Annotated in this window: 23 protein-coding genes and 1 CRISPR repeat array; of the genes, 1 reads left to right on the forward strand and 22 read right to left on the reverse strand. The window is 44.8% G+C overall.

Annotation, left to right across the window (positions count from 1 at the left end):
* Positions 1 to 123 precede the first annotated feature (123 nt).
* Positions 124 to 615: a CRISPR direct-repeat array (repeat unit 30 nt; unit sequence GTTTGTATCGTACCTATGAGGAATTGAAAC).
* An 810-nt stretch (positions 616 to 1,425) separates the two neighbouring features.
* Complete coding sequence (locus tag FN782_RS14975; protein ID WP_142506670.1) at positions 1,426 to 2,544, reverse strand: RNA-guided endonuclease InsQ/TnpB family protein; 1,119 nt, start codon at positions 2,542 to 2,544, stop codon at positions 1,426 to 1,428.
* A gap of 91 nt (positions 2,545 to 2,635) precedes the next feature.
* On the opposite strand from FN782_RS14975, the gene FN782_RS16985 reads away from it, so the two are divergent.
* Positions 2,636 to 2,812, forward strand: coding sequence for a hypothetical protein (locus tag FN782_RS16985; RefSeq protein ID WP_185956351.1), 177 nt, complete (start codon positions 2,636 to 2,638; stop codon positions 2,810 to 2,812).
* Between the two features lie 274 nt (positions 2,813 to 3,086).
* On the opposite strand, the gene FN782_RS14980 is transcribed toward FN782_RS16985, so the two are convergent.
* The 21 genes from FN782_RS14980 to FN782_RS15060 form a co-directional block, all read right to left on the reverse strand.
* On the reverse strand, positions 3,087 to 3,563 hold the full coding sequence (locus FN782_RS14980) for a hypothetical protein (protein ID WP_142506612.1): 477 nt from the start codon (positions 3,561 to 3,563) through the stop codon (positions 3,087 to 3,089).
* Entirely contained in the window at positions 3,553 to 4,281 is a 729-nt protein-coding gene (locus FN782_RS14985; protein ID WP_142506613.1) for a DNA-methyltransferase, read from the reverse strand. The genes FN782_RS14980 and FN782_RS14985 overlap by 11 nt, the downstream gene beginning before the upstream one ends.
* Positions 4,274 to 4,675 (reverse strand): ECF-type sigma factor, encoded by a 402-nt coding sequence (locus FN782_RS14990; protein ID WP_142506614.1) that lies wholly within the window; start codon positions 4,673 to 4,675, stop codon positions 4,274 to 4,276. Before FN782_RS14990 ends, FN782_RS14985 begins: the two co-directional genes overlap by 8 nt.
* Before the next feature lie 289 nt (positions 4,676 to 4,964).
* Positions 4,965 to 6,152 carry an HsdM family class I SAM-dependent methyltransferase gene (locus FN782_RS14995; protein WP_142506615.1) on the reverse strand — a complete coding sequence of 396 codons (1,188 nt, stop codon included), beginning with the start codon at positions 6,150 to 6,152 and terminating at the stop codon, positions 4,965 to 4,967.
* 229 nt (positions 6,153 to 6,381) lie between these two features.
* Entirely contained in the window at positions 6,382 to 6,567 is a 186-nt protein-coding gene (locus FN782_RS15000; protein ID WP_142506616.1) for a hypothetical protein, read from the reverse strand.
* Positions 6,564 to 7,667: a DNA cytosine methyltransferase gene (locus tag FN782_RS15005; RefSeq protein WP_185956352.1), complete on the reverse strand. Its 1,104-nt coding sequence runs from the start codon at positions 7,665 to 7,667 to the stop codon at positions 6,564 to 6,566. The genes FN782_RS15000 and FN782_RS15005 overlap by 4 nt, the downstream gene beginning before the upstream one ends.
* Before the next feature lie 265 nt (positions 7,668 to 7,932).
* Positions 7,933 to 8,346 carry a hypothetical protein gene (locus tag FN782_RS16990; RefSeq protein WP_221930194.1) on the reverse strand — a complete coding sequence of 138 codons (414 nt, stop codon included), beginning with the start codon at positions 8,344 to 8,346 and terminating at the stop codon, positions 7,933 to 7,935.
* A 103-nt stretch (positions 8,347 to 8,449) separates the two neighbouring features.
* Entirely contained in the window at positions 8,450 to 8,614 is a 165-nt protein-coding gene (locus FN782_RS16995) for a hypothetical protein (RefSeq protein WP_185956354.1), read from the reverse strand.
* A gap of 417 nt (positions 8,615 to 9,031) precedes the next feature.
* The gene (locus FN782_RS15010) at positions 9,032 to 9,325 is read right to left on the reverse strand and encodes a hypothetical protein (RefSeq protein WP_142506618.1); all 294 of its coding nucleotides are present in this window, start codon (positions 9,323 to 9,325) and stop codon (positions 9,032 to 9,034) included.
* Between the two features lie 724 nt (positions 9,326 to 10,049).
* Positions 10,050 to 10,328, reverse strand: a complete 279-nt coding sequence (locus FN782_RS15015; RefSeq protein WP_142506619.1) for a hypothetical protein — start codon at positions 10,326 to 10,328, stop codon at positions 10,050 to 10,052.
* A gap of 3 nt (positions 10,329 to 10,331) precedes the next feature.
* Positions 10,332 to 10,874: an AAA family ATPase gene (locus tag FN782_RS15020; protein WP_142506620.1), complete on the reverse strand. Its 543-nt coding sequence runs from the start codon at positions 10,872 to 10,874 to the stop codon at positions 10,332 to 10,334.
* 215 nt (positions 10,875 to 11,089) lie between these two features.
* A complete protein-coding gene (gene thyX / locus FN782_RS15025) occupies positions 11,090 to 11,857 on the reverse strand; it encodes an FAD-dependent thymidylate synthase (RefSeq protein ID WP_142506621.1) in 768 nt (255 codons plus the stop codon).
* Between the two features lie 107 nt (positions 11,858 to 11,964).
* Positions 11,965 to 12,123, reverse strand: a complete 159-nt coding sequence (locus tag FN782_RS17000; RefSeq protein ID WP_185956355.1) for a hypothetical protein — start codon at positions 12,121 to 12,123, stop codon at positions 11,965 to 11,967.
* Between the two features lie 98 nt (positions 12,124 to 12,221).
* Entirely contained in the window at positions 12,222 to 12,470 is a 249-nt protein-coding gene (locus tag FN782_RS15030) for a hypothetical protein (protein WP_142506622.1), read from the reverse strand.
* 88 nt (positions 12,471 to 12,558) lie between these two features.
* Complete coding sequence (locus FN782_RS17330) at positions 12,559 to 12,684, reverse strand: hypothetical protein (RefSeq protein ID WP_281285972.1); 126 nt, start codon at positions 12,682 to 12,684, stop codon at positions 12,559 to 12,561.
* 4 nt (positions 12,685 to 12,688) lie between these two features.
* Positions 12,689 to 13,156: a hypothetical protein gene (locus FN782_RS15035; protein WP_142506623.1), complete on the reverse strand. Its 468-nt coding sequence runs from the start codon at positions 13,154 to 13,156 to the stop codon at positions 12,689 to 12,691.
* A 289-nt stretch (positions 13,157 to 13,445) separates the two neighbouring features.
* On the reverse strand, positions 13,446 to 13,652 hold the full coding sequence (locus FN782_RS15040; RefSeq protein WP_142506624.1) for a hypothetical protein: 207 nt from the start codon (positions 13,650 to 13,652) through the stop codon (positions 13,446 to 13,448).
* 4 nt (positions 13,653 to 13,656) lie between these two features.
* Entirely contained in the window at positions 13,657 to 14,202 is a 546-nt protein-coding gene (gene dut / locus FN782_RS15045) for a dUTP diphosphatase (RefSeq protein ID WP_246064987.1), read from the reverse strand.
* A gap of 77 nt (positions 14,203 to 14,279) precedes the next feature.
* Positions 14,280 to 14,615: a hypothetical protein gene (locus tag FN782_RS15050; RefSeq protein WP_142506625.1), complete on the reverse strand. Its 336-nt coding sequence runs from the start codon at positions 14,613 to 14,615 to the stop codon at positions 14,280 to 14,282.
* 2 nt (positions 14,616 to 14,617) lie between these two features.
* Positions 14,618 to 14,920 (reverse strand): hypothetical protein, encoded by a 303-nt coding sequence (locus tag FN782_RS15055; RefSeq protein WP_142506626.1) that lies wholly within the window; start codon positions 14,918 to 14,920, stop codon positions 14,618 to 14,620.
* 103 nt (positions 14,921 to 15,023) lie between these two features.
* Positions 15,024 to 15,635 carry a dUTP diphosphatase gene (locus FN782_RS15060; protein ID WP_246064981.1) on the reverse strand — a complete coding sequence of 204 codons (612 nt, stop codon included), beginning with the start codon at positions 15,633 to 15,635 and terminating at the stop codon, positions 15,024 to 15,026.
* Between the last annotated feature and the right edge of the window lie 232 nt (positions 15,636 to 15,867).

The following is a 15,867-nucleotide window of genomic DNA, read 5'->3' on the forward strand; positions in this document are numbered from 1 at the left end:
GACAACCACAAAATAAAGAAATCACACGGTATAACAGGGAAAACGAACACTCTATTGTTTCCACCGATTTTTTTCTATATGATATAGGTGTCAGGGAAACCTTTTATTTTGGGCTTAAAATGGGTTTGTATCGTACCTATGAGGAATTGAAACAAGGAATAAAGTCACCTAAAAAGTATCCTATCCCATGTTTGTATCGTACCTATGAGGAATTGAAACTGTCACAGGAGTGGTTGCAGCGGCGAAAGAAGGTCAGTTTGTATCGTACCTATGAGGAATTGAAACCGTGTTTCAAAGGGGTGGAATTGAACCGGTATTGTGTTTGTATCGTACCTATGAGGAATTGAAACGATCATCACCCTTTTCAGACTTGTCATCCCCACAGCGTTTGTATCGTACCTATGAGGAATTGAAACAGATAAAATAAACCCCTCCCTTTAAAGTGGGAGGAAGAGTTTGTATCGTACCTATGAGGAATTGAAACCTCTGAACGGTTGAAACAATCATATCCTGAAGTTCGTTTGTATCGTACCTATGAGGAATTGAAACCCATCTCTATGAACCGGCTCCAATGTTTCAACGTCCGTTTGTGTCGTACCTACGAGGAATTGAAACCAAACAAAAAGCCGGATAGGAACTTTTCCCATTGACTATAGTTGTGGATAGCGATCCCCTTGAAAGACTTGCATGCTTTTTTCTGCGCGTGAATGATCGAAATATCTTCTTCCGCTGCGTGAAATCCTTTTTCGTAAAAAGTAACGTATGTCGGTATTTGTTCAGTTGTTTCGATACCTATGACAATTTTAGGGTGAGATAGGTAGTCTATTTCATTTGTTGAAATATCGATAATATCATCAGCAGTATCTCTGTATGCCATGACTACAATATAATTGTACAAATCAATAATACGTTTGTAGTAATCTGACAAATTCGCAATATCTAATGAAATAGCTTCTTCAACTTCTTGAGAAGTATCAAACCAAAAAGGGATCGCCGCCCCAGATTCCAGGTTGTACTTATTTATAGTCGAGATATACTCTCGACTTGTTCGAAGCCATTGCTTCAAAACTTCCTCTCTATCCGTTACATTATTCCAATCCAAGGGGTATCTGAGTAGATATGGCTCACTATCTAACTGTATCCCTAAAAATCGTTCATTCGGAGAAACCTGATCGTTATAAGCTGTTATCTCTTTAATTTTCGAGATACATGAATTTTTGTATTCCACAAGCGCCCAATGTGGGTCCCCTAAAAGAGCATGTACTTTAATCCCTTGACCCTGTGCTTTTTTTATAAAATACCGGTATGAATCAATTGATAAACCGGAATCCCAATGTAAGTGAACTACATCGCCATTGAAATGGCGAGCTTCTCGCTTCATCTGGCGTGGAAACCCACATCCATCCACGAAGGCACGTTCCATGCCTAGAATAGTTGTAATTCAAGTTGTCCGCAGACTTCAGGAACGTATCCATCTGCTTTTTGCAGGATATTCTTGGCGGCGTTTACATCTCTGTCTGCCACGTATCCGCAGGAACAGCGATGGGTACGTTCTTTTAAGGTTTTCTTTACGATCTGCCCACACTTTGAGCAAGCCTGTGACGTGTTGCGAGGGTCAACCAATTCTACCGATTTACCAGCCCATTCTGCCTTGTAAGTCGTGAATTGGATGAGCATCCCCCAGCTTGCGTCATGGATGCTTTTAGCGAGACTATGATTCTTGACCATGTTTGTGATCTTCAAGTCCTCAAAAACAATCAGATCATACTCGTTGACCAGAAAACGGCTGATCTTGTGGGCGGTATCTCTCCGCCTGTTCGAAATCTGTTCCCATGCCTTTGCAAGGAGAGCAACTGCCTTTTGTCTGCGGTTAGAACCTTTCTTTCTGCGGCTTACCATGCGTTGGAGGTACTTAATCTTTCGCTCCGACTTTCTAAGATACTTGGGGTGTTCAAAAAATTCACCATCTGACGTGATCGCAAGGTGTTTCACCCCTAAATCAATGCCCACTTGTTTTCCGGTAGTTGCTTGTTTCAAAGCTTCCATCTCACAAGAAAAGCAAGCATAGTATTTACCGTTTTTCCGCTTAATGGTACATGTTTTAATGTTGCCTTCCATCTGTCTATGTAGCTTGATACGAACATTCCCGATCTTAGATAGCTTGAGGAATTTTCCTTCCAGTTTGAAACCGCTTTGAGGATAAGTGAAGCTATCATAACGGTTCTTGCCTTGAAATCGTGGATAACCCGGATTTTCGCCTTTCTTTAATCGCCTGAAAAAGGATTGAAAAGCGAAGTCCAATCGCTTGGCAACATGTTGCAATACCTGAGATTGAATCTGTTTGAACTCTGGTATTTCCTTCTTGAGTGCAGGAAGTTCATTGGCTTGTTTGTTGTAGTTTAGCGAGATACCACGTTTCCCATAGGCAAATTTACGCTGTTCCAACATCGAGTTGTACAACCATCGGCACATGGAAAGCGTCCATGTAATCTTATCGGCTTGCCCTTTCGTTGGTTCCAGCTTGAATTTATAGGTCTTGAGCATCGTGTTCACCCCCTTTATGTCGTCAACGACATTGTATCATTCCTTGCGTATGTCGTCAACGACATGGTATAATCTTTTCGAGGTGATTTGAATGGCAACTAAAAAAGGTCGTGCCGAACTGCACACGACCGTAGACGCGGATCTATTGCATAGCATTAAAAAGTTGGCCTTGGATCAGGGAACCACAAAATATGGCCAGTTCATTGAGGAAGGAATGCGGTTAGTACTTAAAAAATACGGGAAGTTGTCGGACTCACGAGAGGGCTAAAACCCCGTCGATCATCGGTACGTGTCGGTGGTACGTCGCTTTCATCTACCCCATTGAAATGGGGAGTCTTCTCGCTCGTCACTCATAAATATTGTTGATATAGTTGTTTGAACAAATTTCCAAAATATACGCAGTATCTGACTCAATCCGGTCCGTTTTCCATAACCAAACGCCCTTTACAAAAGAACCAAGATCAGTACCAATTTTTTTTTAATTGACATAATAACCATCTCCTATACGTTTACAAAAAACGGAAAGTTGATTACACCCGGTTTTACTCTTCGTGCAAATTATATGTCTCAACCAACCCAGGTTTTGTTGCTTTTCGGTACTTTTTCCTCCGTTCCTTATTACGAATCTTTGCGTTCCGGTCAATAACGATGCTCTCATACGTATTCCACTTCCGTCGCTTCGGCGTTTTGTAATTACGTCCATCCGATCCGTATTCTTCCGCGCACTTAATTGACCTCTCTCCATTTCTACGCGTCATCAACTGTCGTTCGCTTAAAAACGGGTACTCAGTTGATGTTTTATTACTCAATTGAGATGTAATTTCCTCCCGCAAAATGTAGTTCGTCAACCTTTCAAGCTGTATGGGGTCTGGCCGCTCCCCAATCGAAAGTACATATTCGTCCGCTAACGCCTGGATTGCGCGCATCCTGTCTGTACGGTCTTCTATACATTCGTTAATTATTTCGTTAACAATAGTCTCAAATTGCGCTTTGTAATCCTCCGTAGGATTAAATCGCATCCTCCGCCCCTCCTTTCGGTGCTTCTCCGACTCTTATATGCGCAATCTCCACGTATTCCGGGTCCCGTTCAATCCCAACAAACGAAAAACCCTCGCGCTTTGCGGCTACGAGAGTTGAGCCGGAACCTGCAAACGGGTCTAGGACTACCCCGCCAGGTGGTGTAATCACTCTTATCAATTTTGCTAGCAACTGGACAGGTTTTTCTGTTTGATGTAGTCGTCTAGTCGGTGACACCCTTTTTTCTGTTATAACGTTCCCTGTCTTGTTGTCATAAAACTTAGGTTTTCCCTTCACCAAGTGGATAATGATCTCATGTTGTGGTCTAAAACCTCTCCCTAATCCCATTTGACTCTTGTTCCAGACAATCATATTTTGTAAGCGGAATCCACTTGATTCCAAAGCAGGCGCTAGGTGAGGATACATCCGCCAATCTGTAAATACACAAAAACTCCCGCCATCTTTTAACAGCCTGAAAGACTCTACGGCCACCGACCGCAAAAGCCACACAAGTCCTCCTGTAGTCATATTATCGTTTATAAACCATCCAGTTTTTTTGAACTGTTTATAGGTTATCCCCTGACCTTTCGCCATTCTTTTCTGTGTTTCATTAAATCCACCCGAACAATAGGGCGGATCAGTGACAACGCTGTCTATACTGTTATCGTTCAACTCTTTCAGCTTTTTGATGCAATCACCCTGTAAGATAACGTTATTCATTTGTTATCACCCCGTTTGTTTTTTCGCAACCCCATCTACGATAAATCTCCGCAATTCTCTCTAATGCACCATCGTAATGTGGCGTCCCATTCAACAGATTTGTGACAGCTGCCTTTCCTACCCCCATTAATTCCGCGGCTTCCACATGCGAGTACCCCTGCTCGTAAACATAAAAAACCACCCGTTTTTGGCGGTTTGTCAGATTCGCTTTTTCTAGCGCATTGTCTAAATCGAGTAGTATATCGCATGCTGCGTAATCTCCCGCATGGAAACGTCGTTCCCTTAGATTGTGTAAATCTCTAAGTATCTTTGCGACGCCTTCCGCAGATGATAGAGTATATTTATTTCCGTATCGTCTATGTGCGGCTTCCTTGTCATGTCTTGGCGCGCCCATTTAAATATTTCGCTCCTTCCGTTATAATCGTTAAATTAATCGTTGATTTAATTCGCCAATTCATCGTATAATAAAGACAACAAAACTCAGGAGAGTGATTCGCATGGGTAAAGTCGTAAGTCTTCACCGACGAAACGAGTGTACGTAAAGATCGAATCCGGACCCTGGCGTGACAGCTTCCTCATGCTGAAGGATCTCGCGTCCTCCACGATCGGGAAGACGTAAGAATAACCGTCAAACTCGTTAGAGTTTGACGGTTATTCTTTTATCTAACGTGAAATGTCGTCGATTAGCTTGCGACTTCCTTTTCGTAATACTCCGTGACAATCTCATCCTGCCATGTAAAGTCCCACGAGCGGCCTTCCCCGTTTCCAAGCGTTATTTCGTTCCATCGATAAGGTCCGTCCGCATATGAACGCTTAGCATCGCGGTACCCTTCGCAATCCTCGTTAAAAAACATATAACCGTTAATACTTCCTCGATTCATCCACGAAGGAACATGTGGGTAAAGACTTGAGCGAACTAAATTCCCGTCTGTAAAATCGTCTAGCAACGCGTCTAACTGAGTACCATATTTCGCGTCGTATGTTGATTTCCCGTCCTTGCCGTAACCGATGTCTGTAACCTCCGCCATATATGCTGGCGTTTGGCCTTCGAAGAACTTCGCAATATATTTTATTTTTCTCTTGCCGTTAAAATTATACGGACGTAAAAACTCCGGGTGCGCCCGAATTTTCTGTGCATTCGGAGTAACCTTTCGTAGGATCAAAATCTGTGTAGCTACGCCAGTGCCAACATACTGAAACGTCGTAGGTGGGAGTTTGACTGTCGCGACGTGCCAACACGTATCGTACATAACCTGTCGCACTTTCTTAGCTGGTTCCGCGAAACTAAAATTCATCGGAAGGATGAACGCAATGTACCCACCTGGTTTCGCCGCCTTTACCGCAAATTCAACGAATGCAAATTCCGATTTTCCCTTTGACATGTTGGTCTTTTTCGTATACTTCAGAGTCTCGAAATCAGTCCTTCCTTCGACTTCAATTGTTTCGCCAAATGGAGGATTTCCGATAACAAAATCGTAGTAGTCCCGACGTTTGTGTTCGAGTGCGTTCCCTGTGATGACTTCCGCGTCCGGATAGATCATCGAAGCAACCTTCGCAGATGTCGTATCAAGTTCCAATCCGGTAATTTTGCAATCGTCCGGGATGTGTTCGAAGAAAACCCCGCTACCGCAAGACGGCTCCAACACGCGGGAACCTTTCGGAATCTGTAGTGCGTCAACAATGAATTTCGCTACGTGTGTAGGCGTAAAAAAGGACCCCCCGTTAAAACCCTTCGGAAGGAGCCCACCTTGCGACGTGTAGTTTTCTTTTAGAAATTCGATATCTTCCGATGTAATGTTTTCGCGCGCCTTGTTAATGATCTCCAGTGATTTTACGTTCGCCTGCCAGCGACTGCGTTTAACTCGACCCATTATTCATCCTCCTTTAATTCATCTCCTTAATCGCTAGAATCCCATTCGTGTATAAGAGTTTTTGCGGTTGGATCGTACTTGTACGTCCCGTATGGAAAACTGAAAATGTGCTCAGACGATTCCCAGAAAGAGCGAATTATTTCATCGTCAGATATTTCGTTTGACAAAACGTCATAAATTCGCTTATTTAGCCCTCGATTATTCCCTGTTTCACTTTTCAAAATAAACATTAATCATCTCCCTCTTTTTCTTTAAATTCAACGTCCAACCCAAAAAGAATCAATGCTGACAAAAGGTATAAAAGCGCGTATTTAATATCTTGGTCGACGGCGCTAACAATTCCAAAAAGAAATAAAAATCCACTAGCAAACCCCGTCATTTTCGCCGTCTGGCGTGTCTTTTTATTTGCGTTCATACAATCGTCCCCCTATTCGTTAATTGTTCGCCCAACGACCTACCCAAGTACCACGCCACACGAGATGCAACGCCATTCCCTACGATCCGATATTGAGCAGAAAGACTAAGATCATCAGGCAATACGTACCAGTCTGGCACGGATTGGATACGCAAACATTCCCGGACAGTAAACCTTCTAGGAGATTGCGACGGATGAATCGGTTTACCGCTGTTATGGTGCGCTGTAATGGTCGCAGCCGTCTGCGACCATTTTTGAATACGATTTGATTGGTCATATTTATACCTAATGTACGGTTTCGGAGGCGTCCAATAGTGTTTCTTATTATGATTCGGATAATAGAGACCGTATGGAACTCCCTTATGCAACACTGCAGGTAGTGTCCGTGACGGCTCTTCCATCGTTACGGGGCGGTTTTTCCTTACGCTTGTAGGATTCCGCTCAAGAAAGGAGATTTGTTTTTCATTAAGTGGCACGCCTGGTTCCGGTAGATCCCCAATAACATCTCTTAATACCTGCGTCCGATAATCCTCCGGTTTTGGCTTCGGAAAGACAAAAGAAAAGCCGAGATCCTTTCGAATCCCGACGATGAATACCCGCTCTCGTTTTTGTGCGACGCCGTAATCCCAAGCGTTTATCAATTCCCAGCTAACCGTATAGCCTATTTCGTTAAACTTATCGATCAGTGCATCGAATGTATGTCGATGTCGTTTCCCGATTAGTCCCTTTACGTTCTCGAAAATGAATGCTTTCGGCTGCTTTTTCTCAATAATATTTAGATAGACATAAACTAACCGTCCATTCTTTCCCTTTTCCCCTGCGCCTTTGCCCCCAACAGAATAATCCTGGCAAGGCGGACCGCCTGCGATAATGTCCACGTCTGGTATCTCGTTAGGATCAATCATTTTAATGTCCGCATGTATAACATTTCCGCCCAAGTTGTAGCGATACGCTTGGATTGCGCGCTTGTCAAAGTCGTTTGCCCAAACAATATTAAAGCCGGACTCTTTTAGTCCGACCGCCATAAGACCGCCGCCGCAGAATAATTCTGCGGCGGCAAAACCGTTACTCGGTTGTGTTGGTGTTACGTTATAGTTCATCGTATCAACCTCCCCGTCTAATTGACCAGGGTGTAACTGACAAGAAAGCTTCTGTAGTGGAGTAGAAGTAATTGTCCCCGCTGGTTCGTCCCAAGATCGTCGTCTCAGTCGGTTTGTACACCCACCACCTTGTGGAATTTTCCCATTCCAACATTTCAACTGTCCTTCCTCACTTAAGGTCCGCCAATTACCCCCAGGCGGGATTTTATAAGCGAAAGGTTCCTCGTCTTTTCGAAGTGAATATCCGTAATGGTTTGGTATCATTTTACTGCCTCCATAACTCAATCGAGTTAACCCTATGATCTCGTTGCACCTCCTCCAAACTTCGCGGGTTCTCATACGCCCAATAAACAAAATCGCGGAACTCATCGACTGTTAAACCGTTTTGTTCCGCGAGATATTCTACCAGCGTATTAAACCGTTTTATGTCGATCCGTTCCCGTACGCCATTTCGCTTAACCCACTCGAAAGGATTCATATCCCCTTTCGATGAATTAAGAAGACGACAAAGCGGATAAACATTTCCGATGACTGTACCTCCGTGACCCGTCTTCAGCGCTATAAAATGGTCAAGGGATATGTTATTCACGCCAGACAGGGCGCAACAATCGTTAAATTTTTCGTAACGGATACCGTACCAGTCCGCAGCAGTAAGATCATACGATAGCGCCATTTTCATTGCACGCCGTCTGTTCCTATACGCCTGTAATCGATCCGGATTCAATCGTTTCCAACTCGACTGTCTTGCGCTGCTACATTCGGTACAGTGTGTATCCAATTGATCACGGGTTGATTCGACGAAACGGTATTCCCTTCTTGATTTCCAAATACCACAACAAGGACACCGTTTCCTTATACAGGTACCTCCCAACCACAGGCGGTCGGTCTCCCTTTTTCGCTTGCCTTCGTGCCCCTTTTTCTTCCGCTTTGCCATACACGATCTGCAAACTGATTGCCTCCCACCTAATCCTTTTGACAGCCTCGCGTAATCGTCTAACGGGAGCATTCGGCGGCAGTCCCCGCATTGCTTAACCGTTATATCCCCCGATTTATTGCGTAAGTGTGCAGCGCTTCGTCCTTTCGGCACAAATACTTCGTCTGTTGCGTGCTCCAATAAAAACCGACCTCCCAGTTAATTTTCGAGAGGTCAGCCGTCTGTCTTCTTCGTCTTTCCCAATCGTCAGTCATCATCGTGACGACCAACCGTTCTTAATCAAATCTTAATCAAAATCATCATGATTATCGTAATAGATCACGGTGAACATACATCCCAGAATAAAACCGATTAACAACCCGTAGAATAAACCGTCATTAAACGTAAGGATCACGTCGATTAATCACATCACCTCCGTCCACCCTCCCATTTAGCAAAATTTCGTAATCTTCATTCGTCCATAATTCTTCTTCCGGAATACTTTCGCAATCTTTTGGCAAGCGCGAACAAAAACATACCGAGCACTTAGCGAAAGCTCTACACCGTAATCCATCACGAGTTCCACAGCCGAAGCTTCTTCTGGAGTTAGGTTTGCTTGTTTGACTGCGGAGTGGAAATCGATAACAGCGTATTTCGCATCGATTCTATGATGTCTCCAGTCTCGAATAAACCGAATGACACCAGAGACTGACTCAACATCGTAGTATTTTATAGTTTTTATCATCGTTAACAACCTCCATATACATATGGAACATAAAGTGCCTTCATTATCTTTATAGGGGAGATCAAAGAGGTTTCGCGCATTTTTAGCATAAAAATAAAGGGATAAGCTTACGCGAGATTATCCCGTTATAAACGATAATATTTTCGCTATTTTCCGACTAGATTCCCTGCTGTCTTGCACATAGCTTTTCGCTGAACGTATAATAGAACGTAACACCGTCGAAAATGATCGTGAACAAATTATAGGGAGGTGATCGAATGCCCTTTGACGTGTTCGATGCATCCAGTAGCAAAAAGGGACGACCGTCAACGAACAAAATAGTCTCAATCGATAAAAACAAAAGGCTGTACATTAATAAACCACTACAGATGGAATTAGGGTGTGTGAAAATACCCGTGAATCTTTACGTAGGTTACGACAAGGTAAATAAGCGTATCGGGATAGCGAAACCAGATGTCGTACGTATAACAGACAAGTCACCTATACGATTCGATGCCCGCGGATACGCTTCAGCACGTGGGTTTATTGACAAACACAAACTTCCTCACGATAAAACGTATCATTATATATTTGATGGCCGTGAGGACGGGTGGCTGACATTTCGGTTATTTGGTTATACTGCACCCGACACGCGCCATATAGTTCGTACCACAGAAGAATAATACAACTATATAATACAAAATCCCCCGTATATGCATTATTTATGAAGAAAGTTACGGTATCATCATCGAAAGCATCTTCGGGGGATTTTAAACATTGTTTTTGAGTTCGGGTGACCTTTTCTCATAAATTCTACATTTGCTCCTAATTCCTTAGCTTCCTGGTCAGTTATAATTCTGTAGCAACTCTCCTTCACATAGATTTTCTCTCCTTTTTCCTTAATCATAGAAACACCCGAAATGGCGTCATCAAAATATCTAATGACAAAAATAATATCGCCCTCTTCGTAAGTCTCGTTTGGGCAGGTATCTGTAACCAAAGCAAATACATAGGATTTCCCCATACATCATCTCTCCTTCAGCTTAATATCACGAATAATATAATCTACCTGCTCCGCCATTCCCCGCCAGGTTCCACCGTTATCAGTCTCGTAATCAACCTCGAAGGCATCCACGTATTTTTCCGTTTCGTGATTCAGCATATCTTCGTCAAACTTATCGCCCGACTCCCGGATTCGATCCAGCCGTACAGTATCCGGGCAGTTAACGCGAATGATAACGTATCCGTAATTACGGCAGTATTCGTATTCATTAGGTTGTCTTAAGTCGGTAATCACGATGTTTCCCCGCTGATGATCACGTAGCAACCAGTCTTTAATCGAATGATCCAGCTTTTTAACCCACACGTCAGGATCGTATTCACGCATTTTTTGCCCTACGAATTGATAAAGCCCCCGGTCTTTTTCCGAGGGCTTTCCGAAAATAATATGAGCGATGTCCTTTAACGCGTCAGCAAAGGCGAACTCTGAGAATCGGTAATTTTCGCAAAGGTACGCGGCAACCGTTGATTTTCCGGATCGCATGCGTCCGGTCAATGCGATTTTAATCATCTGTTAAACCTCCTTTTTTCTCTCCATTCGTCCAACTCTTTAGATGCTTTTTGATACCACGAATCGTCCGCATACGAATCAATCAATCGCTGTACAGGCCCGTCTATTGTGTCCTTCAGAATTTGTCGCACTTCATTTAGCGCGCGGACATACGAGAATATCACGAATAGAAACACCGACAATATTAAAATGCATGCGACCGTGGGGATCATTCGTCAAACCTCCTCGAAAAATTGTTCCGTCCAGGGGTCGGCTTCGATTACTTCCGCTCGGATCTGATCGGCTAGGTCAGCGATTTCCCACTGTGCCCCGCGCCCTTTCTTACGCTTGGAGTAAAAGTCGAGGATCGCACGCAGGTTTCCGGTCATAACGATATTACATGCGGCAGCATTCGGAAGGACGAAACGTGCGTCCTCCGCGGGAACTCCTCTCTCTCTTAACTTGTCGTACGACTCCTGCGCATTTTTCATCGCGCGTTTAAAAAGTTGCTTGGATAAAAAACTGTTAGGAGTCCCAAGCACAGACGGAGGCATCACATAATCAAACCCGCCCGTTCTATCGTCACTCCCGAATTTGACATACCGTTGACTCTGAACGCTGAAACTAAAAAAGCGATGACGGGTTAATTGCGACAACGCTGACCGGGAGAGACCTTCGACTGCGAAATTATACGTCAAATGTTCAATCGTTGACGTATGCTTTGACCGCATAATATGACGAATCAGACGGTCAGCTTCCGTCCCTACCTCTCCGTCCGTTGCACTGCGACCGAAATACTTGTCGCCTTCCTTTACGACGATTTCCGTCGGCTTATTTGCGGAGTAGCATGTACGGATTGCTGTTAATGCGATGGCTTGCGCTTCCTTTTCCTCCGCTATATCCTCTACCACTTCACGTTTAGCCTCCGCCGCTAGCTTCTCCGCGAACTTCTGCGAGATTTGGGTTTTACCGATCAGCATGACGTTCAGGTTTACTTCGCTCATTTATTCGTCCTCCCCTTTAACTAGCCATGCTTGCGCCTTTTGCTGCGTCTCCTCTTCGTGTTCAAACTCCAGAACTCTATTACCGAACGTCCATTTACGTCGCATACCTACTCCTCCTCACATTGTTTTCTAACGTCAATAAGCCATTCGTCCCTCTCCCGCGCCTTCTTTATCTGCGAGGAGTTTTCGAGTTCCCCTCGGATCGCCTGCACGTATTCCTCTGCCGTGATTTCCCCAGCGTAATAACGTTCGATGAGTGTCGGCAAATAGAACGCCTCCTTAAATCGTGAGAAATAAAAAAAGGGAGCCGACGATGGCTCCCGCAAGTGCGAACGATGCGATTAGGTATACAGTTTGCAAAACGTTATTCCTCCCGGAAAAAACGTTCGTCGATCTGCACCGCGCCCACCCCGTCGGTCACAACCGTGTCTATCAGGTCATGTCCGCGGTACAGGTCGACCAAAAAGTCGCCATCTCCGATTTTGGGTTTGGTCTGATACTCTTTACCGATCTGCTCAAAAACTCGCTCAGCGTCCTCCTTTGAGTCAAACTCGCACCCTACGACAAACTCAGTTTCGTTCCCGGAAACCCTATTGATTTCAATCGTCGTCATCGTAATCTCTCCCTTACGGTTTGTTATACACATTGGTTGAAGTTACGTCTAGCCTAGTTACCTAGGCGTGCCTTTGTGCTATAATGAATCATGAGCCAATAAATTTCTTAAACAGAGGGTCGATCGGTTGCCGCCGTTCGGCCTCTTCTTCTTCTTGCGGTTCCGAATCCGTCTTTATCTGCGGAAGCGGGTACCTGTATTCCGTATGCTTCACCGTTTCATGCCCTCCTGACCTTTGGTGCGCTTTCCCACCTCTTCGCGATCTTCAAACACGTCTTACAGGTAATCTTCGGGGTATACGTCTGCCCTTCTCCGTCCCACCATTTCTCCTCATCATCCCACAGCCTCCCTGATCCAGCTTTGCAGAGAAACTCTCCCGCACTCCGTTTTAACCTTCCTTCCTTCAGGTCTTCCTGAATCAGGATGTGCTGCACTGTTCTCTTGTTTCTCCCGTCACCCCATGAGTTTTCAAGTAACCCGCCTTTAACAAGTTTAATTGCGGCTGTCCATTTAACGGGAACCTTGATTGAAGCGTTGAATTTTTCTGCTTCATCCCGTCTGCGGTTTAGAATATCCCTCCGTTCCCGTTCCTCTTTCTCTCGCATCTCTTTTATTTTCTTTTGTTCTTCTTCTATTTCTTTTTCTGTACTGAAGTAGATGAAGTCTAATGCCGTTATGTGTACCAATTCACCCGGATGTAAGTGAATATCGTCAGATGGATGGATGTCTAATAATTCCCCTTCTAGTTCGACCGTGCGCGGACTGATCGCCGTTGCCTTGCAGTCTCCTCCTGAAACTCGATTAAGCCAGAATGGATTGATGTGCATACTACGGAGCCTCAACCTGTGCAATCCCCTTCTCCTCTCGGTAAATAAATATTGTTTTCATGTTGTCAGCTCCATATTACGATCAATTAACGATTATGTCAACGCATGATTTAACGATTAATCACCGCGTCCCGGTACTCCCAAAACCTCAGTCGTCTCTTTTCGTTTTGACGTTTTTAACTGTTTCATATACACCCCAAGCAACGCCTAATGCGTAAACGCTTCGACAGTAAAAACTCAATTCCAATTTCCGTATCTCCTCTTCATCGAAATGAGCGCGCAAACGAGCCTTTGCTTCCGTTACTCTCCGATCAGCTTCTCGTACTTTTTTCAGTGCTTCTTGTTCCGTAATCATTCACTCACACCCCCGTTGACCCGAAACCTCCGCCCCCTCTTTCCGTGTCGCTCAGTTCGTTAACCTCTTCGAAGTTTGCGTGCATGACGGGGGCGATAACGGCCTGTGCTACGCGGTCACCTTTGCGGATGATGTACGAAGGATCATGCGCATTGTCCGAATACCCGTCGATAACTACGAAACCACCCGCGGTAATGCCGTTACCATGAGTACCTTCAATCATATGCGCAAACAGTGTGTCACCGTGTTGCTCACTGGGACTTGCAGTATTCCCAAACATCATAAACACTTCGCCGCGATAATCCGCATCAATCGTACCAATCGAGTTCGGTAACCGAAGCGGAGTTCGTTTGGCAATCCCGCTCCGCATCCGAATCTGCATTTCGAATCCTTCCGGGATTTCAAACGCAAGCCCGGTCGGAATCAATTTCGCCTGTCCCGGCTCAATAATTACGTCCTCCACTGCGACTAAATCAAAACCCGCAGCACCATTCGTAGCGTACTGCGGAAGCACTGCGTCAGGGTGAAGCCGTTTAACCTTTACGTTTATGTCATAGCCGATAGGAACTCGTTGACCGTTCTTGTATTCGTGAGTACGCCCCAGGTCGTCATACATGTCGCTGAACATTATTCGTCCTCCTCCGGGTTGAGTTCGTTATATAGTCCGTCAACAACCCCTAGTATTTTCGCGTCAGGTACAAACGAATTAACCACTTCACCGTCCTCCCCGAATAATTCCATCTGAACCGCTGCGTCAGTCTCACGTATGATTAAATTGATTGCTTTATCGCAGTCTCGGATTATTTTTCTGCGTTTTTCTATTTCATGTTGAATCCTTTCGGATTTCCGCAAACCGTCAGGGTCGAAGTTAAGTGCATCGTCGAAATCTTTCCTAAGCTCGATTATTTCGTTGTGGTTCTTTCGAAGTTCGCGTCGAAGTAGCGAAACTGCGTGGTTGCCCATCGTTATTCCTCCTCGCCATTTTTACCGATAAACAACTCGTTTATCTTTCGCTGTACATTGTCGAAACGACTGGCACGAACCATTTCGAGTAGTTCCCCCGTCGTTATTTTCCCTCGGCGATGCAACTCTCGTATCCGCTTCATTTCCTTGAATGAAGGTTCCGGTAGGTTATACCTCCGCATCCTTTCCCTGACCTGTCGCCTCTTTTCACCAAACAAGTTATCGGTTGTTTTCTCGATGAACTCATGATTGTCGATTTCTCCGACCTCAAATAATTCGATATAGTAATCGAAGTCTTTCGCCATCATTTCCCCTCCTTATTTTACTTTGCCGTCCCAGTCATCCAGCGCCCTCCTTAAACCGTAAGAAATAAAAGAAGGGAGCTTCCGTCGGCTCCCGCTTTCCTTATCACCGCGTCCCGGTACTTCCGAACGCACCGCACCCTCTTTCCGTCTCGCTCAGTTCGTCAACCTCTTCGAAGTTTGCGCGAAGGACAGGAGCGATAACAGCCTGCGCAACTCGATCTCCTTTACGAACGATGTATGACCCATCGTCTACATATTCGTTGACTTTAACACAATTATCTTCAAGTGTACGTACCCACCTCACCTGACGTCCATCCGTATATACTTCGTCATGCATCACTTGGGCATTCTCGAACATCAAGAACACTTCCGCCCTATAATCACTATCGATTGTTCCTACGCTATTCGGTAACCGTAGCGGTGTTCGTTTGGAAATCCCGCTCCGCATCCGTATCTGCATTTCAAATCCCTGCGGAATCTCAAACGCAATCCCTGTCGGAATTAATTTCGTCTCTCCCGGCTCGATAATAACGTCTTCCACCGCAACTAGATCGAAGCCTGCCGCACCATACGTCGCATATTCCGGGATTACTGCGTCAGGATGAACACGTTTAACCTTTACGTTCAAGTCATATCCAAATGGCACTAGTTGGCCGTTTTTGTATTTATGCGATCGCCCGCCCGTATCATACATATCGCTGAACACTATAGCCATCCCTCCCACCTATTTGTAGACTATAGTCGGAAAAATCTCGCACACCAGCACAGATCACCCTAAAAATACCCGTCTTATTATGTTTCATCAGATCCTTTTATTGTTCGTCCTCCTCTGTAGTAATTTCCCATTCGTTAGCAACTATTACTTGCGTTAGCATATTCGCTAATCTACGTACAAACTCTTCGTCGTTATAATCCTCCATACCCATTTCGAATAAGATTGCGTGGAC

Origin of the sequence: Melghirimyces algeriensis (genome assembly GCF_900182565.1) — a bacterium.
Classification (GTDB): domain Bacteria; phylum Bacillota; class Bacilli; order Thermoactinomycetales; family DSM-45169; genus Melghirimyces; species Melghirimyces algeriensis.

Coding starts and splice junctions, on each gene's coding strand:
- FN782_RS14975 (WP_142506670.1), bottom strand. CDS start 2,544: ATGCTCAAGACCTATAAATTCAAGCTGGAACCAACGAAAGGGCAAGCC.
- FN782_RS16985 (WP_185956351.1), top strand. CDS start 2,636: ATGGCAACTAAAAAAGGTCGTGCCGAACTGCACACGACCGTAGACGCG.
- FN782_RS14980 (WP_142506612.1), bottom strand. CDS start 3,563: ATGCGATTTAATCCTACGGAGGATTACAAAGCGCAATTTGAGACTATT.
- FN782_RS14985 (WP_142506613.1), bottom strand. CDS start 4,281: ATGAATAACGTTATCTTACAGGGTGATTGCATCAAAAAGCTGAAAGAG.
- FN782_RS14990 (WP_142506614.1), bottom strand. CDS start 4,675: ATGGGCGCGCCAAGACATGACAAGGAAGCCGCACATAGACGATACGGA.
- FN782_RS14995 (WP_142506615.1), bottom strand. CDS start 6,152: ATGGGTCGAGTTAAACGCAGTCGCTGGCAGGCGAACGTAAAATCACTG.
- FN782_RS15000 (WP_142506616.1), bottom strand. CDS start 6,567: ATGAACGCAAATAAAAAGACACGCCAGACGGCGAAAATGACGGGGTTT.
- FN782_RS15005 (WP_185956352.1), bottom strand. CDS start 7,667: ATGAACTATAACGTAACACCAACACAACCGAGTAACGGTTTTGCCGCC.
- FN782_RS16990 (WP_221930194.1), bottom strand. CDS start 8,346: ATGAAAATGGCGCTATCGTATGATCTTACTGCTGCGGACTGGTACGGT.
- FN782_RS15010 (WP_142506618.1), bottom strand. CDS start 9,325: ATGATAAAAACTATAAAATACTACGATGTTGAGTCAGTCTCTGGTGTC.
- FN782_RS15015 (WP_142506619.1), bottom strand. CDS start 10,328: ATGGGGAAATCCTATGTATTTGCTTTGGTTACAGATACCTGCCCAAAC.
- FN782_RS15020 (WP_142506620.1), bottom strand. CDS start 10,874: ATGATTAAAATCGCATTGACCGGACGCATGCGATCCGGAAAATCAACG.
- thyX (WP_142506621.1), bottom strand. CDS start 11,857: ATGAGCGAAGTAAACCTGAACGTCATGCTGATCGGTAAAACCCAAATC.
- FN782_RS15030 (WP_142506622.1), bottom strand. CDS start 12,470: ATGACGACGATTGAAATCAATAGGGTTTCCGGGAACGAAACTGAGTTT.
- FN782_RS15040 (WP_142506624.1), bottom strand. CDS start 13,652: ATGATTACGGAACAAGAAGCACTGAAAAAAGTACGAGAAGCTGATCGG.
- FN782_RS15050 (WP_142506625.1), bottom strand. CDS start 14,615: ATGGGCAACCACGCAGTTTCGCTACTTCGACGCGAACTTCGAAAGAAC.
- FN782_RS15055 (WP_142506626.1), bottom strand. CDS start 14,920: ATGGCGAAAGACTTCGATTACTATATCGAATTATTTGAGGTCGGAGAA.
- FN782_RS15060 (WP_246064981.1), bottom strand. CDS start 15,635: ATGGCTATAGTGTTCAGCGATATGTATGATACGGGCGGGCGATCGCAT.